This is a genomic window from Mitsuaria sp. BK041 (assembly GCF_014193085.1).
Lineage (GTDB): Bacteria > Pseudomonadota > Gammaproteobacteria > Burkholderiales > Burkholderiaceae_C > Roseateles.
Window position 1 is genome coordinate 2,277,392 of the sequence record NZ_JACHYT010000001.1, and the last position, 15,123, is coordinate 2,292,514.

The window sequence follows — 15,123 nt, forward strand, 5'->3', positions numbered from 1 at the left end:
GTGCCGGACGTTATCCGTCGATGAGCTTGAAATTCCTTCCGATCCTCGGCCTGGCCGCGGCCTTGATCACGGCGCTGCCCGCGTCGGCGCAGGTCCGTCTGCCCAATCTGCCCGGCGGTGGGCGCCTGCCCGGCGGCGAGCTGCTGCGCCGTACCGAGCCGCTGTTGACCTCGACCAGCCAGCTGCTCGCGCCGGTCGATCCGCTGCGCTGGCGCGAGCGGCTCGCCGATCAGCTGCTTCGGCGCCATCCCGACCAGCTTCAGCGCAACGCGGCGGACGAACTGGTGTTCATCGGCGAGGTGCTCGCGTTGCCGTCATCGGCGCAGGCGCGGCAGCGCGTGCTGTCGATGGACGGGTGGGAGCGGGTGGAGGAGACGCGGCTGGATGGGTTGGACCTCGCCTGGTTGCGGCTGCGGGCGTCCGCAGGGACCTCGCCTTCAGCGCTGGCCGCGCGGATCGCGCAGCTGCGCGCCGAGGACCCGGAGGGCAGCTACGACTATCACCATGTCTACGTCGACGCCGGCACGGCAACGTCGACGGAAGGCGCGCCGCCGTCCAGCCGTGGCGCTACGACGACCACGCTCGCAAGCGCAAGCGCAAGCGCGAGCGCGAGCGCGACCCAGTACGCCGCCTGGAGCACCAGCGCCAGCGGAAACGCGACCGGCTCCATCGGGACCGAAGGGGCCGTCACCGGCGAGCGTCGCGTCGGCATGATCGACAGCGGCGTCGATGCCGCCCATCCCTCGCTGCGGCATGTGGCGCTGACTCGACAGGGTTGCGCGGGCCAGGCCCGGCCCGCGGCGCATGGCACGGCCGTGGCGTCGCTGCTGGTGGGCGATTCCGAGATCGGCTTCCGCGGCGCGCTGCCGCGCGGGCGCCTCTTCGCGATGGACGTGTATTGCGAGGGCGGGTCCCAGGCCGGCGGCGGCGTGCAGGCGATCGCCGAAGGCTTTGGCTGGCTGGCGCGGATGCGGGTGGGCGTGGTCAACATCAGCCTGGTCGGCCCGCCCAACGCGCTGCTGCGACGCGTGGTCGAGGCGGCGCAGGACAAGGGACTCCTGATCGTCGCGCCGGTCGGCAACGACGGGCCGTCGGCGCCGCCGCTCTATCCGGCCGCATGGCCCGGCGTGATCGCGGTCACCGGCGTCGACGCGCGCCGGCGTGTGCTCGTCGAGGCCGGGCGCGGCCCGCATGTCGCCTTCGCCGCGCCGGGGGCCGACATGGTCGCCGCCGAGGCCGGCGGGGGCGGCTACGCGGCCGTGCGCGGCACCTCGTTCGCCGCGCCGCTGGTGGCGGGACTGCTCGCGGCGCGCCTGCCATCGTCCGATCGAGCCGCGTCCTCGTCGGCCTTCAATGCGCTCGCGCGCGAGGCGATCGACCTGGGCGCCCCGGGACGTGACGACGTGTATGGCGTCGGGCTCGTCGGCGCCTCGCTGCGCGTGAACGCTGGCGACCTGCGCTGAAAACCATTGGTTGCAACTGGCCGGGAAGAAGCGATCCGGCCGCGTCGTTCTCCCAGTGCAGGCCGCGGAACGGTTCCGTGGCTCTCGAACCAGGAGATCGACATGAACGCAATTTCGAAGCAGCCCCAAAGTCTTTGGCCCGTGGTGGCGGGCACCCTGGTGGCGGTCCTCGGCGCCTTGGCACAGCCGGCGCATGCGGGCTTGCTCGGCGGTGGTGGCGGCTTCTCCGGCGGCGCCAGCGGGCAGATCGGCGGCAGCCTCGGTGGGATGGGCGGCCTGGGCCAGCGACCGGACCTGAGCCGCGGCCGCGATGCGCTGCAGAACACGCGGGACCGCGCCGACCAGGCGGCCGGCAAGGTGAGCGATCGCGCGCAGCAGGCGACGGGCCGGGTGGGTGACGGCGTCGAGGCCGCGCGCGGCAAGGCCACGGAGCGCGCGCAGGACGGCGTCGGCCGCGCGCAGGACCTCGCGACACGGGCGCAGGACAAGGCCGCCGATGCGACGACCTCGTTGAACGAGCGCGCCGAACAAGGCGTCGCCCGCGCCGCGGGTGCGGCCAGCGCAGCTGGTGGCCAACTGGATCACGCGGCGGGCCAGGCTCATCAGGTGAGCGCGGAAGGAACTGCCGTGGCAACGAGCGGTACCGGCTCGACCTCGACGCCTTCCACGACTTCCACGCCTTCGCCTTCCTCGCCTTCCTCGCCTTCCTCGCCTTCCTCGCCGGCGTCCCCTTCCACGCCGTCCTCGCCCGAGCGCGCCCACCGCGCGCAGGCCAGCGGCAGCGCGAAGGCCTCGGGCTCGGCGCAGGCCAGCCGGGACGGCGGTCGGGTGAGCGGGCAGGGCAGCGCGAGCACCTCGGCCGAGGCCAAGGCTGGCAAGACCGGCGGGCAGTGAGCCCGAAGCGGCGAGGGCGGGCCGCTTACCGCGGCGCCCTCAGCCGCGCCACTTCATCCAGCGGCGTGGCGCCGAAGTAGCGCTTGAACTCGCGGCTGAACTGCGACGGGCTCTCGTAACCCACGCGCGTGGCAGCGACCCCGGCCTTCACGCCTTCGTTCAACATGATCAGCCGCGCCTTGTGCAGCTTGTAGCTCTTCACGTACTGCAGCGGCGAGGTGTTGGTGACCGCCTTGAAGTTGTGATGGAAGGCGGACACGCTCATGTTCACCAGCCTGGCCAGCTGCTCGACGTTCAAGGGCTTGGCGTAGTTCGACTCGATGTGCTGCAGCGCCTTGGTCACCTGCGCGAAGTGCGTGTGCCGATGGGCCAGCGCCTGCAGCGCCGCGCCGCTGTCGCCGCACAGCACGTGGTAGACGATCTCCTTGACGATCAGCCGGCCCAGCACCTTGGCATCGCGCGGATGGTCCATCGCGTCGACCAGCCGCTCGAGCGCGCACAGCACCTCCTCGGTGAAGGGCGCGCTGTTGACGCCGGGGCATTCGAGGCTGGCGGGCCGGTCGAAGTCCTCGTCCTCCAGGTCGATCAGCAGCTCCTGCAGCATCGCGGTGTCGATGTCGATCGACACGCCGACGAAGGGCTCCTTGCGGCTCGCGATCGTCTGGCACTCGAAGGGCAGGGGCACCGTCAGCAGCAGGTAGTTGTCCGCGTCGTAGCGAAAGGTCCGGTCGCCCACGTGCCCCACCTTCGCCCCCTGCGCCACGATGACGATGGAAGGCTCATAGAGCACCGGCGTGCGGGGATGCGGCGTCTCGGTGTAGAGCACGCGCACGCCGGCCACCGGGGAGGGCGTCGCGAAGGACCCGGTCGAGAAGCGGGTCGCGGCGTCGACGATGCGCCGGCGGATGGTGTCGTTGAGGGTGGTCGCCATGGGATCTGAAAGGACATCGGGCGCGGACGGACCTGAGTCCGTCCGCGCCGCGCGTGGGGAGGTTGCTGGCTCAGCGGGCCGCTTCGAGGATGCGCTGGCTGTCCTCGAGGCGGATGTCCTGGTGCTCGCCCAGCGCCGTGCCGCCGTGTTCCTGGAGCTTGGCGATCATCGCCGGGATGGTGCTGCCGTCCAGGCCGTAGGCGGACAGGCGCGTGCCCACGCCCAGTTGCTCGAAGAACGCGCGCGTGGCCGCGATCGCGCCGTCGATGCGCTGCGCCTCGGTGCCTTCGCGCAGGCCCCAGACGCGGTCCGCGTACTGCAGCAGCTTGGCGCGCTTCTGCTCCTTCTTGTAGGCCAGCACCGACGGCAGCACGATCGCCAGCGTCTGCGCGTGATCGAGTCCATGCATCGCGGTCAGCTCGTGGCCGATCATGTGCGTCGCCCAGTCCTGCGGCACGCCGGCGCCGATCAGGCCGTTGAGCGCCTGCGTCGCGCTCCACATCACGTTGGCGCGGACGTCGTAGTTCTCGGGCTCGGTCAGCGCGCGCGGGCCTTCCTCGATCAGCGTCTGCAGGATGCCCTCGGCGAAGCGGTCCTGGATGCGGCCTTCGGCGGGATAGGTCAGGTATTGCTCGACCGTGTGGACGAAGGCGTCGACGACGCCGTTGGCGACCTGGCGCGCCGGCAACGAGTAGGTGGTCGCCGGGTCGAGCACCGCGAACACCGGATAGGTGAAGGGCGAGAAGAAGGGCAGCTTGTCGCCGGTCTCCCGGCGGCTGATGACGGCGCCGTTGTTGGACTCGGAGCCGGTGGCCGGCAGCGTCAGCACGACGCCCATCTTCACCGCGTCGGCGACCTTGGCGCCGCGGGTCAGCAGGATCTCCCAGGCGTTCGGCGAGGCCTCGTAGCGCGCGGCTGCGGCGATGAACTTGGTCCCGTCCGCGACCGAGCCGCCGCCCACGGCCAGCAGGAAGTCGATGCGCTCAGCCTTGACCACCTCGACGGCCTTCATCAGCGTCTCGAAGGTGGGGTTGGGCTCGATGCCGGAGAACTCGAGCACCGTGCGGCCGGCCAGCGCCGCGCGGACCTGGTCGAGCACGCCGTTCTTCTTGATGCTGCCGCCGCCGTAGGTGATCAGGATGCGTGCGTCGGCGGGAATCTCCTGGCCGAGCTGGGCGATCTGGCCCTGGCCGAAGAGGATCTTGGTGGGGGTGTTGAGGATGAAGTTGTTCATGGCTTGCGGCTCCGTGGCGGTGATCGAAGGATCGACTCGATGGGGCGGATTGTTCCGCCGGCGCCCAGGAGCCGACAAGGCACGAAACTGCTTTCGTCTTGCCCATTCCTGCTTGCGCGGGGATGAATGGGCAAGGCGGCGGGACCGATCCGGGAGGCGGCCGACGCCGGGTTACCCCGATGGTTGAACTAATTGTTTGGGGGCTGAATTAATTGGCCGGCTGACAACGCTGACATCGCGCGCGGTCTTCACGGCATCCTCACATCAACAACACACGGAGACCTATGAACCTCACCCATCGCACGCTGCTCGCAGCCGCCTTCGTCACTACGCTGGCCGCGGCCGCACCGGGCGCGCAGGCCGCCACCTGGGCCGCTTCCTCGCCGGCGACGTCCTCCTGCTCGGCGCCCAATCTCTTCGCCACCTGGACCTACGGCAGCTACGGCTTCAACAACGACGTCTGGTCGCCCTGCAGCAACCTGGCCGCCGGTGCCCAGACCATCTGGGCCAACTCGAACGCCGACTGGGGCGTCTGGTCCGATCAGCCCAACACCGGCGGGATCAAGTCCTACCCGCACATCGGCTACGCGGTGAACCGCACGATCAGCTCGCTGTCCACGCTGACGTCCACCATCAGCGCGACCACGCCATCGGGCGGCGCCTGGGAGTCGACCTACGACATCTGGGTCGGCAACAACGCCCACGAGATCATGCTGTGGCTGAACTACACCGGCACCGCCGGCGGCTGCGGCAACGTCAAGCCGATCTCCTACAACTGGACTTCCGCGGGCTGCGCGATCCCCGTCTACACCAACGTCTCGGTGGGCGGCTCCACCTGGAATGTCTACCGCGGCAACAACGGCAACAACATGGTGTATTCCTTCCTGCGCACCACGAAGACCAACAACACGACCGTGGACGTGCGCGCCATCCTCAACTACCTGAAGAACCTGGGCTGGATGGGCGACCTGGTGGTCGGCGATGTGCAGTACGGCTTCGAGATCACCTCCTCGGCCGGCGGCATGAACTTCGGTGCGAAGAACTTCTCCGTCACCGTGAAGTGAGCCGGTGCCGCCGCGGTGGGGCGGTGCCTCGCCGCGGCGGCACTGCGGCATCGTAGGCGGCGTCCTGGGCGGCGCGGACCTTCTGCGAAACTCGTCCCGATTCGCTCGAGAAGGTCGTGTTCATGAAATCGGATGAGAGGGAGGCCGCCGACCGGCGGCGCTTGCAGATGGCGGACATCGCGCGGATGGCCGGCGTGTCCGTCTCGACGGTGTCGCGCTGCCTCAACGGCAGCCCGCTGGTCAACGCGGAGACGCGCCGGCGGGTCGAGGAACTGGCCAAGTCGCTGAACTACACCATCAACCTCGGCGCCAAGAGCTTCCGGCTGCAGGAGAACCGCACCGTCGCGGTGGTCGTGCCCTACGACCGCGACTCCCGCCAGCACATCTCCGATCCCTTCTTCCTCACCATCGTCGGCGCGATCGCCGACGTGCTGACCGCGCGCGGCTTCGACATGCTGCTGTCGCGCGTCGACGCGGACCATCTCGACCAGGCCGTGCGCGGCGTCGAGATGGGCAAGGCCTGCGGCCTGCTGCTGATCGGCCAGTGGCGCCATCACGACCAGCTCAACGAGCTGGCCGCGCGCCACATGCCGGTGGTGGTCTGGGGCGCGGAGCTGCCGCAGCAGCTCTACTGCACCGTCGGCGGCGACAACCATGCGGGCGGGCTGCTCGCCACGCGGCACCTGATCGAGGCCGGCCGCCGCCGCATCGCCTTCCTCGGCGATGCCCAACTGCCCGAGGTGCTGCATCGCCGGCAGGGCCACTGGCAGGCGCTTCGCGACGCCGGCCTCGCGCCCGACCCGGCGCTGGAGCTGCCGGTCTCCTTCGCGCCGGCCGCCGCGCGGGCGCCGATCGAGGCCTTCTTCGCCGCGCACCGGGAGGTCGACGCGGTGATGGCCTGTTCCGACCTGCTGGCGCTGGAGGCGGTACGCGCGCTGCGCGCGGCGGGGCGCTCGGTGCCGGCGGACGTGTCCGTCACCGGCTACGACGACATGGCGCTCGCCGCCTACGGCACGCCCGCGCTGACCACCGTCCACCAGCCGGTGGCCGAGGCGGCCGAGGCGCTGGTCGATGCGCTGATGCAGATGCTCGCCGGCGAGCGCGTCGCGCCGCTGACGCTGCCGGTCCACCTCGTCGTCCGCGACAGCTCGCGGCGCACAACGGGCTGAGGCTCGACTGCGGACGTGCGCCTCACGGCACTCTGCAACACTGAATGCAACCGATTGCATTTGATGGCCACCGATTGCACCCATTGCTGCGGTGTGCGGTTGGCTCCATAGGTCGTTAACGCTGATCATGCCGTGCCACCAGCGATCGTCATGGCGTTGAACTTAGGGTTTCCGCTGTTTTGCAATCGATTGCAATGAACGGCCGGGTCGACCACAATGCATGCAGGCCGCCACCAGTGCGGCGATCCACGCCGACCCACGTCGAGGTCGGTGCGGCACAACGACCCGGAGACACTCGACATGCGTCCTTCCTCGCCCTTGCGCCGGCTGCCGCTGGCGATCGCCCTCTCGCTGGCTTTCCCCGCCGCCTGGAGCCAGACCGCCACGCCCGAGGCCGCGCCGCCCGCCGCCGCGCCCGCTGCGGCCAATGAGCGCGCCAGCGAGCCAGCCGCCGCTGCGGCGCCCCAGGAGGCGTCGACCGACGCGCTGTCGCTGAACCAGGTCGTCGTGACCGGCACCTCGACCAGGACCAGCAAGATGAAGCAGAGCCTGTCCATCAGCTCGATGGGCAGCGAGCAGATCGCCAAGACCGGCGCGACCAGCGCGGCCGAGCTGCTGCGCGCGGTGCCGGGCCTGCGCTCCGAGTCCTCCGGCGGCGAGGGCAACGCCAACATCACCGTGCGGGGCGTGCCGCTGTCGGCGGGCGGCTCACGCTACGTGCAGATCCAGGAGGACGGCCTGCCGGTGCTGCTGTTCGGCGACATCGCCTTCGGCACCGCCGACCAGTTCCTGCGCGCCGACGTCAACATCGACCGGCTGGAGGTGGTGCGCGGCGGGTCGGCCTCGACGCTGGCCAGCAACTCGCCGGGCGGCCTGATCAACTTCATCAGCAAGACCGGCAAGGGCGAGCAGGGCGGATCGATGGCGCTGACCGGCGGCCTCGATCACCGCCTGTGGCGCGTGGAGGCCGACTACGGCGGCTCGCTGGGGCGCGGCACCAGCTTCCACATCGGCGGCTTCCAGCGCCAGGGCGAGGGCGGCCGTCCCACCGGCCGCACGCTGGAGCAGGGCGGGCAGATCAAGGCCAACCTGACCCAGACCTTCGACGCCGGTTACCTGCGGCTCAACCTCAAGGCGCTGGACGACCGCACGCCCTCGCTGATGCCGGTGCCGGTGCAGGTCGTGAACGGCCAGATCCGGACCGTCGCCGGCATCGATCCGCGCCAGGCCTTCTTCCTGACCTCGGGCCTGCCCGCCGACACCACCGTCGACAGGAACGGCAATCCCGTCACCACGAGCACGCGCGACGGGCTGCGGGTGAAGAGCTTCGCCATCGGGCTGGAGACCCGCCTGGACCTGGGCCAGGGCTGGACGCTGGAGGACCGCTTCCGCCGCACCAGCAACTCGGGCCGCTTCATGGCGCTGTTTCCCGCGGACAACGGCAACAACGGCAGCAATGCCTTCTTCACCGGCACGCTGTTCAACACCTCGCTGGACGACCTGGGCAACACCTTCAACGACCTGAAGCTGAGCCGCAAGTTCGCGCTGGCCGGCGGGTCGGCGACGGTGCTCGGCGGCCTGTTCAACGGCGTGCAGCAGGTGGCGCAGACCTGGTTCTGGAACCAGTACAACCTGAGCTTCAGCAACAACGGCGCGCGCGTCGTCGATGCCGCCGGACAGCCCTCGACGCTGCCGGTGAGCAGCGGTTGGGACACCTGGGGCGGCTGCTGCGCGCGGACCTTCGACGTGCAGTACACGCAGACCTCTCCCTACCTGGCGCTGGCCTGGGAAGGCGGCCCGGTCAACGTCGACCTGAGCGTGCGCCGCGACGGCCAGCGGGCCAGCGGCTACACGCTGGCCGGTAATGCCCAGACGCGCAACTGGGATCCGGCCTCGCGCCAGGAGGTGGACTACAAGGTCTCCCACACCTCCTATTCGGGCGGCGTGAACTACGCGGTCAGCAACGACCTGGCGCTGTTCGGGCGCGTCAGCAACGGCGTGGCCTTCTCCGCCGATCGCCTGCTCTACGGCAATCCGCTGGACGGCTCCGTGCCGGTGGCGATCAACGAGATCGACCAGACCGAGCTCGGCCTGAAGTGGCGCGACAAGTCCGGCCTGAGCCTGTTCGTCACTGCCTTCGATGCCCGCACCAACGAGAGCAACTACGAGGTCACGACGCGGACCTTCACCGCCAACCGCTACCGCGCCCGCGGCCTGGAGCTGGAAAGCGCGTACACGAGCGGCCCGTGGCGGCTGACCGCCGGCGCGACCTGGACCCATGCCCGCATCCGCAGCGCCAACGACCCGGCGCTGGTGGGCAACAAGCCGCGCCGGCAGGCCGCGCTGGTGTGGCAGCTGGCGCCGTCGTACACCATCGGCGACCTCGAACTGGGTGCGGCGGTGGTGGGCTCCGGCAAGTCCTACGGCGACGATGCCAACACCATCACGATGAAGGCTTATGCCGTGGTCAATGCCTTCGTGAACTACGCGCTGACGGAGAAGATCATGCTGGGCCTGTCGGCCAACAACGTGTTCGACAAGCTGGCCTACACCGAGATCGAGGGGGACGGCCACGCCGCCCGGGCGCTCAATGGCCGCACGCTGCGCGCCACGCTGAAGATCGACTTCTGAGGTCCGCGCATGCACGATCCGACCCCTTGGCGGGCCGCGCTGGCCGCACCGGAGCAGCCATGAACGGCATCAAGCCGCGCCTGAGCCTGGCGCAGATCGTCAACATGAATGTCGGCTTCCTCGGCATCCAGTTCAGCTTCGGTCTGCAGCAGAGCAACATGAGCCCGATCTACAAGTACCTCGGCGCCGACGAGGCCACGCTGCCGCTGCTCTGGCTGGCCGGCCCGGTGACGGGGCTGCTGGTGCAGCCGCTGGTCGGCGCGGTCAGCGACCGCACGGTCACGCGCTGGGGCCGGCGCACGCCGTACTTCCTGTTCGGCGCGCTGCTGTGCAGCCTGGGGCTGCTGCTGATGCCGATGAGCCCGGCGCTGTGGTTCGCCGCGGGGCTGCTGTGGATCCTGGACGCGGCCAACAACATGACGATGGAGCCTTACCGCGCCTACGTCAGCGACCGGCTCGACGAGTCGCAGCACGTGCCCGGCTTCATGATCCAGAGCGCCTTCACCGGCCTGGCGCAGACGCTGGCCTATCTGACGCCCTCGCTGCTGGTGGCGATGGGCATGAGCCGCGATGCGGTCGGCGGCAACCACATCCCGCAGACGACGACGGTGGCCTTCGGGCTGGGCGCGCTGCTGTCGTTCACGACGGTGTGGTGGTCGGTGCGACGCGTGCCCGAGCTGCCGATGACGCCGCGTGCGCTCGACGCGCTGCGCGCCCAGCCGCGCACGCCGGCCGCGATCGTCGGCGAGATCGTCTCGGCGCTGCGCGAGATGCCCGAGACGATGCGCCGGCTGTGGTGGATGAAGCTGTGCCAGTGGTACGCCATGATGTGCTACTGGATCTACATCGTGCCGAGCCTGGCGCGCTCGCTGTTCGGCACCAGCGACGCGTCCTCGGCCGGTTTCCGCGAGGCGGGCCTGCTCAACGGGCAGATCGGCGGTTTCTACAACTTCGTCGCCTTCCTCGCCGCCCTGGCCATGCTGCCGCTGACGCGCCGCCTGGGCGCGCGACGGGTGCATGCGGCCTGCCTGGTGGCCGCCGGCATCGCGATGTGGAGCCTGCCGCTGGTGCGCGAGCGCGCCTGGCTGTTCGTGCCGATGCTGGGCATCGGCGTGGCCTGGGCCAGCATGATGGGCAATCCCTACGTGATGCTGGCCGGCTGCATTCCGCCGGAGCGGGCCGGCGTCTACATGGGCATCTTCAACATGTTCATCGTGATCCCGATGCTGCTGCAGATGCTCACGCTGCCCTTGCTCTACGACACGGTGCTGCGCGGCGATCCCGCCAACGTGCTGCGCCTGGCCGGCACGCTGATGCTGCTGGCCGCGCTGGCGACGCTGCGGGTGAAGGCGCCCGCGCGCGCGACGTCGCTCCCGCCCCCCGTCACCCTCGACCGTCCATGAAGAACCAAGTTCAACTCATCACCTATGTCGACCGCCTGGGCGGCGGGGACCTGCGCGCGCTGCAGGCGCTGCTGACGCAAGGCGAGGGCAATCCGCTGCGCGGCCGCTTCGGCGGCGTGCACCTGCTCCCGTTCTTCCATCCGATCGACGGCGCCGACGCGGGCTTCGATCCGATCGACCACACGCGGGTGGACCCGCGCCTGGGCGACTGGTCCGACCTGGCGGCGCTCGCGGCGCCGGAGAGCGGACTGGACGTGATGGCCGACGTGATCGTGAACCACATGTCTTCGCAGTCGCCGCAGTTCCTCGACTACCAGGCGCGCGGCGAGGCGTCCGAGCATGCCGGCCTGTTCCTGACGCTGGACGCCGTGTTCCCCGACGGCGCGAACGAGGCGCTGCTGACCGCCGTCTACCGGCCGCGTCCCGGCCTGCCGCTGACGATGCTGCCGGCGGGCGATGCGCGGCGCCTCTTCTGGACCACCTTCACGCCGCAGCAGATCGACATCGACGTCGAGCATCCCAGCGGCGAGGCCTACCTGGACGCGATCCTGCGCCGCTTCGCCTCTGTGGGCATCCGCAGCATCCGGCTGGATGCGGCGGGGTATGCGATCAAGCGGGCGGGGCGCTCGTGTTTCATGATGCCGGAGACCTTCGATTTCATCGCCGCCTTCAGCGCCAAGGCGCGGGCGCTGGGCATCGAGGTGCTGGTCGAGGTGCACAGCTACTACCGCCGCCAGATCGAGATCGCGCGTCAGGTCGATTGGGTGTACGACTTCGCGCTGCCGCCGCTGGTGCTGCATGCCTTCGCCTTCGGCACGGCCGGGCCCTTGAAGCAGTGGGCGGCCATGCGGCCGCGCAATGCGCTGACGGTGCTCGACACGCATGACGGCATCGGCATCATCGACATCGGCGCGGACGCCGCCGACCGCGCGGGATCGCCGGGACTGGTGCCGCCCGAGGAGCTGGATGCGCTGGTCGAATGGATCCATCGCAACAGCCGCGGCGAGAGCCGCCTGGCCACCGGCGCGGCGGCCTCCAACCTCGACCTGTACCAGGTCAACTGCACCTTCTTCGACGCGCTGGGCGGCAACGAGCGCGACTACCTGCTGGCGCGCGCGATCCAGTTCTTCCTGCCCGGCATTCCGCAGGTGTACTACGTCGGCTTGCTGGCCGGGCGCAACGACCTGGCGCTGCTGCAGCGCACCGGCGTCGGGCGCGACATCAACCGTCATCACTACACCCGCGCGGAGATCGACGAAGGCCTGCGCGCGGACGTGGTCCAGCAGCTGTTGCGGCTGATCGAGCTGCGCAACGCGCACCCCGCCTTCAACGGCCAGTTCGAGATGCGCGGCGGGAGCGATGAGGAGCTTCGACTCGCCTGGACCCGCGGCGAGCACCAGGCCGAGCTGTGGATCGACTTCAAGGACCCGGCGCGGCACGGTTTGCGCTTCTCCGGGCCCTCGGGCGAGGAGACTTCGCTGCGCTTGGGCTGAAGGACTTCAACCCTCGCGCGCTCAACCGAGATCGAGCACCAGCCGGTCGCTCCGGGCGCGCGAGCAGCAGGGCGTGAACTGGTCGTTGGCCGCCTGTTCCTCCGGCGTGAGGTACAGGTCGCGGTGCTCGGGCTCGCCGGCCAGCACGCCGGTCAGGCAGGTGCCGCAGACGCCTTGCTCGCAGGACGTCAGCAGCGGGATGCCCGCCGCGATCAGCGCCTGCGCGGCGCTCTGACCGACCGCCACGGGAATGACGCGGCCCGAGCGCAGCTCGAGCTCGAACGGACGGTCCTGGCCCGGGGGCGGTGCCTCGGCGCCGGCGAAGAACTCGTGATGGACCCGGTCGCCCGCCCAGCCCAGCGCCCGGGCGGCCTCGGTCACGGCGTCGATCAGGCGCTTGGGGCCGCAGACGTAGACATGCGTGTCGGCCGCCTGCGCCGCCAGCAGTCCAGGCACGTCCAGCCGGTCCGGGCCGGCGTGGAAGCGGGCCGCGCCGGCCCAGGCGCTGGCCTCGATCTCCGCGCGGAAGGCCATGCGCTCGAGGTCGCGGGCCGCGTAATGCAGCGCGAAGTCCGCGCCCGCGCCGGCGAGCTGGCGCGCCATTGCGAGCAGCGGCGTGATGCCGATGCCGCCGGCGATCAGCAGGCTGCGACGGGCCGACGGCACCAGCGGGAAATGATTGCGCGGCGCGCCGATCTGCAGCGTCTGGCCCGGCATCAACTGCTCATGCACCGCGCGCGATCCGCCGCGCGAGGTCGCTTCCAGCAGCACGCCCAGCACGTAGCGATGGGTCTCGGCGGGATCGTTGCTGAGGGAATACTGCCGCACCAGGCCGCCCGGCAGATGCACGTCCACATGCGCGCCGGCGGTGAACGCGGGCAGGGCGCCGCCATCGGCGGCCACGAGAGTGATGGCGCAGACGTCGTGCGCGGCGGTGGCCTTGGCCTGGACGCGGACGGGGATCAGCGCCGTGATGGGCGCGAGGATCGGCGCGCTCATGCCCGCGCCGCCATCAGCCGATCGATGACTTTGCGCGACTGCACGCCGCCGCCGTCGATGTTGAGCATCAGCAGCGGGCGTTGCGGCCAGGCCAGCAGGTTCTGCTGCTGGCGCTCCAGCATCTCCTGGTCCTCGGCGAAGATCCGGCCCTGGCCTTCGCGGATCTGCTCGGTGAGCGCCGGGTCCTGCGGTTTGAACTTGCGCGCCATGCCCCAGAAGTAGTGGATGGAGGTGTCGGTCTCCGGGGTGATGAAGTCCACCACCCAGCTCGCCGCCTTGACCTCGTCGGGCGCCTCGTAGCCCCCGTGGCCGGCCAGCGCCACGCCGACCTCGATCATGATGTGGCTGGGCGGCGTGAAGTGGCAGATCTGCCAGCGGTCCACCGGCTGGTCCTCGGGCAGGCCGTTCATGCGCAGCGCCATCCGCCAGAACGGCGGCGCCTCGATGCCCTGCATGTGGCGCTCGGTGATGACGTGGTCGCCATCCACGCGCGTGGTGCAGGGGATCTCGTCGATCTCCTTCTGGCCGATGCTGCCGGCATGCACGTAGGTCTCGTGGGTGAGGTCCATCAGGTTGTCGATCATCAGCCGGTAGTCGCAGGCGATGTGGTACAGGCCGCCGCCGTAACCGAAGGCCGGGTTGCCCAGCCACTCGAAGGCCGGCAGCGCGGCCAGGTCCACCTGCGCGGCGTCGCCCGGCCAGACCCAGATGAAGCCGTGCGCCTCATGGACCGGGAAACTGCGGATGGCCGGAAAGCCGCGCACGCGCTGGCAGGGCATGGACACGGTCCTGCCGTCGCCGCCCATGGCCAGGCCGTGGTAGCCGCAGACCAGGGTGTCGCCGTTCACGCGGCCCAGCGACAGCGGCGCGCCGCGGTGCGGGCAGAAGTCCTCCACCGCGCGGACGGCGCCGGCGCTGTCGCGGAAGAAGGCCATCGCGTGGTTGCAGACCTGGCGGCCCAGCGGCTTGTCGGTGCCGACCTCCTCGCTGCGGGCGGCGACGTACCAGGTGTTGGTGATGAACATGGGAACTCCTCGGGAACGGACCTGGGGCGGGACCGGCGCGCTCAGCGCGGCGCCATGCGCAGCGCGCCGTCGAGGCGGATGACCTCGCCGTTGAGGTGGCCGTTGGCGACGATGTGCGCGGCCAGCGCGGCGAATTCCTCGGGCAGGCCCAGGCGCTTGGGGAAGGGGATGGCCGCGGCCAGGTTCTGCTGCACCTCCTCGGGCAATTCCTTCATCAGCGGCGTGGCGAACAGGCCGGGCGCGATGGTGCAGACGCGCACGCCGAACTGGGCGAGGTCGCGCGCCAGCGGCAGCGTCATGCCGACGATGCCGCCCTTGGAGGCCGAGTAGGCCTCCTGGCCGACTTGGCCATCGAAGGCGGCGACCGAGGCGGTGTTGACGACGACGCCGCGTTCGCCGTCGGCCAGCGGCGCCAGCGCCGCGATGCGGCTCACCGCCAGGCGCGTCATGTTGTAGGTGCCGATCAGGTTGATGCGCACGACGCGCTCGAAGTCCTCCAGCGGCGCCGGCGAGCCGTCGCGCTGCACGATGCGCTTGGCGGTGCCGATGCCGGCGACGTTCATGAGGATGCGGGCCGGACCGTGGGCGGCCGTGGCGGCGTCCAGCGCGGCGGTGACGGAGGCGGCATCGGTGATGTCGCAGCGCAGCGCCAGCGCGCGGTCGGCGCCGAGCTCGTCGGCCACGCGGCGCGCGCCGGCTTCGTTGATGTCGAGCAGCGCGACGCGAACGCCTTGGGCGGCGAGGGTACGGGCGACGGCTTCGCCGAGGCCGGAGCCGGCGCCGGTGACGAGGGCGGCTTGTCCTGTGAGGTTCATGG

At 70.4% G+C, this 15,123-nt stretch carries 12 protein-coding genes; 7 read left to right on the forward strand and 5 right to left on the reverse strand.

From position 1 onward, the window contains the following. The first annotated feature begins 20 nt into the window (after positions 1 to 20). Positions 21 to 1,463, forward strand: a complete 1,443-nt coding sequence (locus FHT38_RS09800; protein WP_183491570.1) for a S8 family serine peptidase — start codon at positions 21 to 23, stop codon at positions 1,461 to 1,463. 102 nt (positions 1,464 to 1,565) lie between these two features. After that, entirely contained in the window at positions 1,566 to 2,357 is a 792-nt protein-coding gene (locus FHT38_RS09805) for a hypothetical protein (protein WP_183491572.1), read from the forward strand. A 25-nt stretch (positions 2,358 to 2,382) separates the two neighbouring features. Here FHT38_RS09805 and FHT38_RS09810 read toward each other — a convergent pair whose 3' ends face one another. Together FHT38_RS09810 and yqhD are read right to left on the reverse strand one after the other, a co-directional pair. Next, entirely contained in the window at positions 2,383 to 3,288 is a 906-nt protein-coding gene (locus FHT38_RS09810) for an AraC family transcriptional regulator (RefSeq protein ID WP_183491574.1), read from the reverse strand. Between the two features lie 70 nt (positions 3,289 to 3,358). Continuing rightward, on the reverse strand, positions 3,359 to 4,522 hold the full coding sequence (gene yqhD / locus FHT38_RS09815) for an alcohol dehydrogenase (RefSeq protein WP_183491576.1): 1,164 nt from the start codon (positions 4,520 to 4,522) through the stop codon (positions 3,359 to 3,361). Positions 4,523 to 4,806: 284 nt separating this feature from the next. On the opposite strand from yqhD, the gene FHT38_RS09820 reads away from it, so the two are divergent. From FHT38_RS09820 to gtfA, 5 genes are all read left to right on the forward strand, one after another. Further along, positions 4,807 to 5,586 carry a GH12 family glycosyl hydrolase domain-containing protein gene (locus FHT38_RS09820; RefSeq protein WP_183479473.1) on the forward strand — a complete coding sequence of 260 codons (780 nt, stop codon included), beginning with the start codon at positions 4,807 to 4,809 and terminating at the stop codon, positions 5,584 to 5,586. Positions 5,587 to 5,708: 122 nt separating this feature from the next. Then, entirely contained in the window at positions 5,709 to 6,755 is a 1,047-nt protein-coding gene (locus tag FHT38_RS09825) for a LacI family DNA-binding transcriptional regulator (RefSeq protein WP_255488646.1), read from the forward strand. A gap of 300 nt (positions 6,756 to 7,055) precedes the next feature. After that, on the forward strand, positions 7,056 to 9,386 hold the full coding sequence (locus FHT38_RS09830) for a TonB-dependent siderophore receptor (RefSeq protein WP_183491578.1): 2,331 nt from the start codon (positions 7,056 to 7,058) through the stop codon (positions 9,384 to 9,386). Between the two features lie 59 nt (positions 9,387 to 9,445). Further along, entirely contained in the window at positions 9,446 to 10,789 is a 1,344-nt protein-coding gene (locus FHT38_RS09835) for an MFS transporter (RefSeq protein ID WP_183491580.1), read from the forward strand. Next, complete coding sequence (gtfA, locus tag FHT38_RS09840; protein WP_183491582.1) at positions 10,786 to 12,282, forward strand: sucrose phosphorylase; 1,497 nt, start codon at positions 10,786 to 10,788, stop codon at positions 12,280 to 12,282. The genes FHT38_RS09835 and gtfA overlap by 4 nt, the downstream gene beginning before the upstream one ends. A gap of 21 nt (positions 12,283 to 12,303) precedes the next feature. On the opposite strand, the gene FHT38_RS09845 is transcribed toward gtfA, so the two are convergent. Genes FHT38_RS09845 through FHT38_RS09855 form a run of 3 tightly spaced genes read right to left on the reverse strand, consistent with a single transcriptional unit; the run spans position 12,304 to position 15,121 of the window. Continuing rightward, positions 12,304 to 13,281 (reverse strand): PDR/VanB family oxidoreductase, encoded by a 978-nt coding sequence (locus tag FHT38_RS09845; RefSeq protein WP_183491584.1) that lies wholly within the window; start codon positions 13,279 to 13,281, stop codon positions 12,304 to 12,306. After that, on the reverse strand, positions 13,278 to 14,306 hold the full coding sequence (locus FHT38_RS09850; RefSeq protein WP_183491586.1) for an aromatic ring-hydroxylating dioxygenase subunit alpha: 1,029 nt from the start codon (positions 14,304 to 14,306) through the stop codon (positions 13,278 to 13,280). Before FHT38_RS09850 ends, FHT38_RS09845 begins: the two co-directional genes overlap by 4 nt. A gap of 41 nt (positions 14,307 to 14,347) precedes the next feature. After that, positions 14,348 to 15,121: an SDR family NAD(P)-dependent oxidoreductase gene (locus FHT38_RS09855; RefSeq protein ID WP_183491588.1), complete on the reverse strand. Its 774-nt coding sequence runs from the start codon at positions 15,119 to 15,121 to the stop codon at positions 14,348 to 14,350. Positions 15,122 to 15,123: the final 2 nt, after the last annotated feature.

What these genes read in the sequence shown, in the direction of transcription:
- FHT38_RS09800 (WP_183491570.1), top strand. Translation starts at nt 21, where the DNA reads ATGAGCTTGAAATTCCTTCCGATCCTCGGCCTGGCCGCGGCCTTGATC.
- FHT38_RS09805 (WP_183491572.1), top strand. Translation starts at nt 1,566, where the DNA reads ATGAACGCAATTTCGAAGCAGCCCCAAAGTCTTTGGCCCGTGGTGGCG.
- FHT38_RS09810 (WP_183491574.1), bottom strand. Translation starts at nt 3,288, where the DNA reads ATGGCGACCACCCTCAACGACACCATCCGCCGGCGCATCGTCGACGCC.
- yqhD (WP_183491576.1), bottom strand. Translation starts at nt 4,522, where the DNA reads ATGAACAACTTCATCCTCAACACCCCCACCAAGATCCTCTTCGGCCAG.
- FHT38_RS09820 (WP_183479473.1), top strand. Translation starts at nt 4,807, where the DNA reads ATGAACCTCACCCATCGCACGCTGCTCGCAGCCGCCTTCGTCACTACG.
- FHT38_RS09825 (WP_255488646.1), top strand. Translation starts at nt 5,709, where the DNA reads ATGAAATCGGATGAGAGGGAGGCCGCCGACCGGCGGCGCTTGCAGATG.
- FHT38_RS09830 (WP_183491578.1), top strand. Translation starts at nt 7,056, where the DNA reads ATGCGTCCTTCCTCGCCCTTGCGCCGGCTGCCGCTGGCGATCGCCCTC.
- FHT38_RS09835 (WP_183491580.1), top strand. Translation starts at nt 9,446, where the DNA reads ATGAACGGCATCAAGCCGCGCCTGAGCCTGGCGCAGATCGTCAACATG.
- gtfA (WP_183491582.1), top strand. Translation starts at nt 10,786, where the DNA reads ATGAAGAACCAAGTTCAACTCATCACCTATGTCGACCGCCTGGGCGGC.
- FHT38_RS09845 (WP_183491584.1), bottom strand. Translation starts at nt 13,281, where the DNA reads ATGAGCGCGCCGATCCTCGCGCCCATCACGGCGCTGATCCCCGTCCGC.
- FHT38_RS09850 (WP_183491586.1), bottom strand. Translation starts at nt 14,306, where the DNA reads ATGTTCATCACCAACACCTGGTACGTCGCCGCCCGCAGCGAGGAGGTC.
- FHT38_RS09855 (WP_183491588.1), bottom strand. Translation starts at nt 15,121, where the DNA reads ATGAACCTCACAGGACAAGCCGCCCTCGTCACCGGCGCCGGCTCCGGC.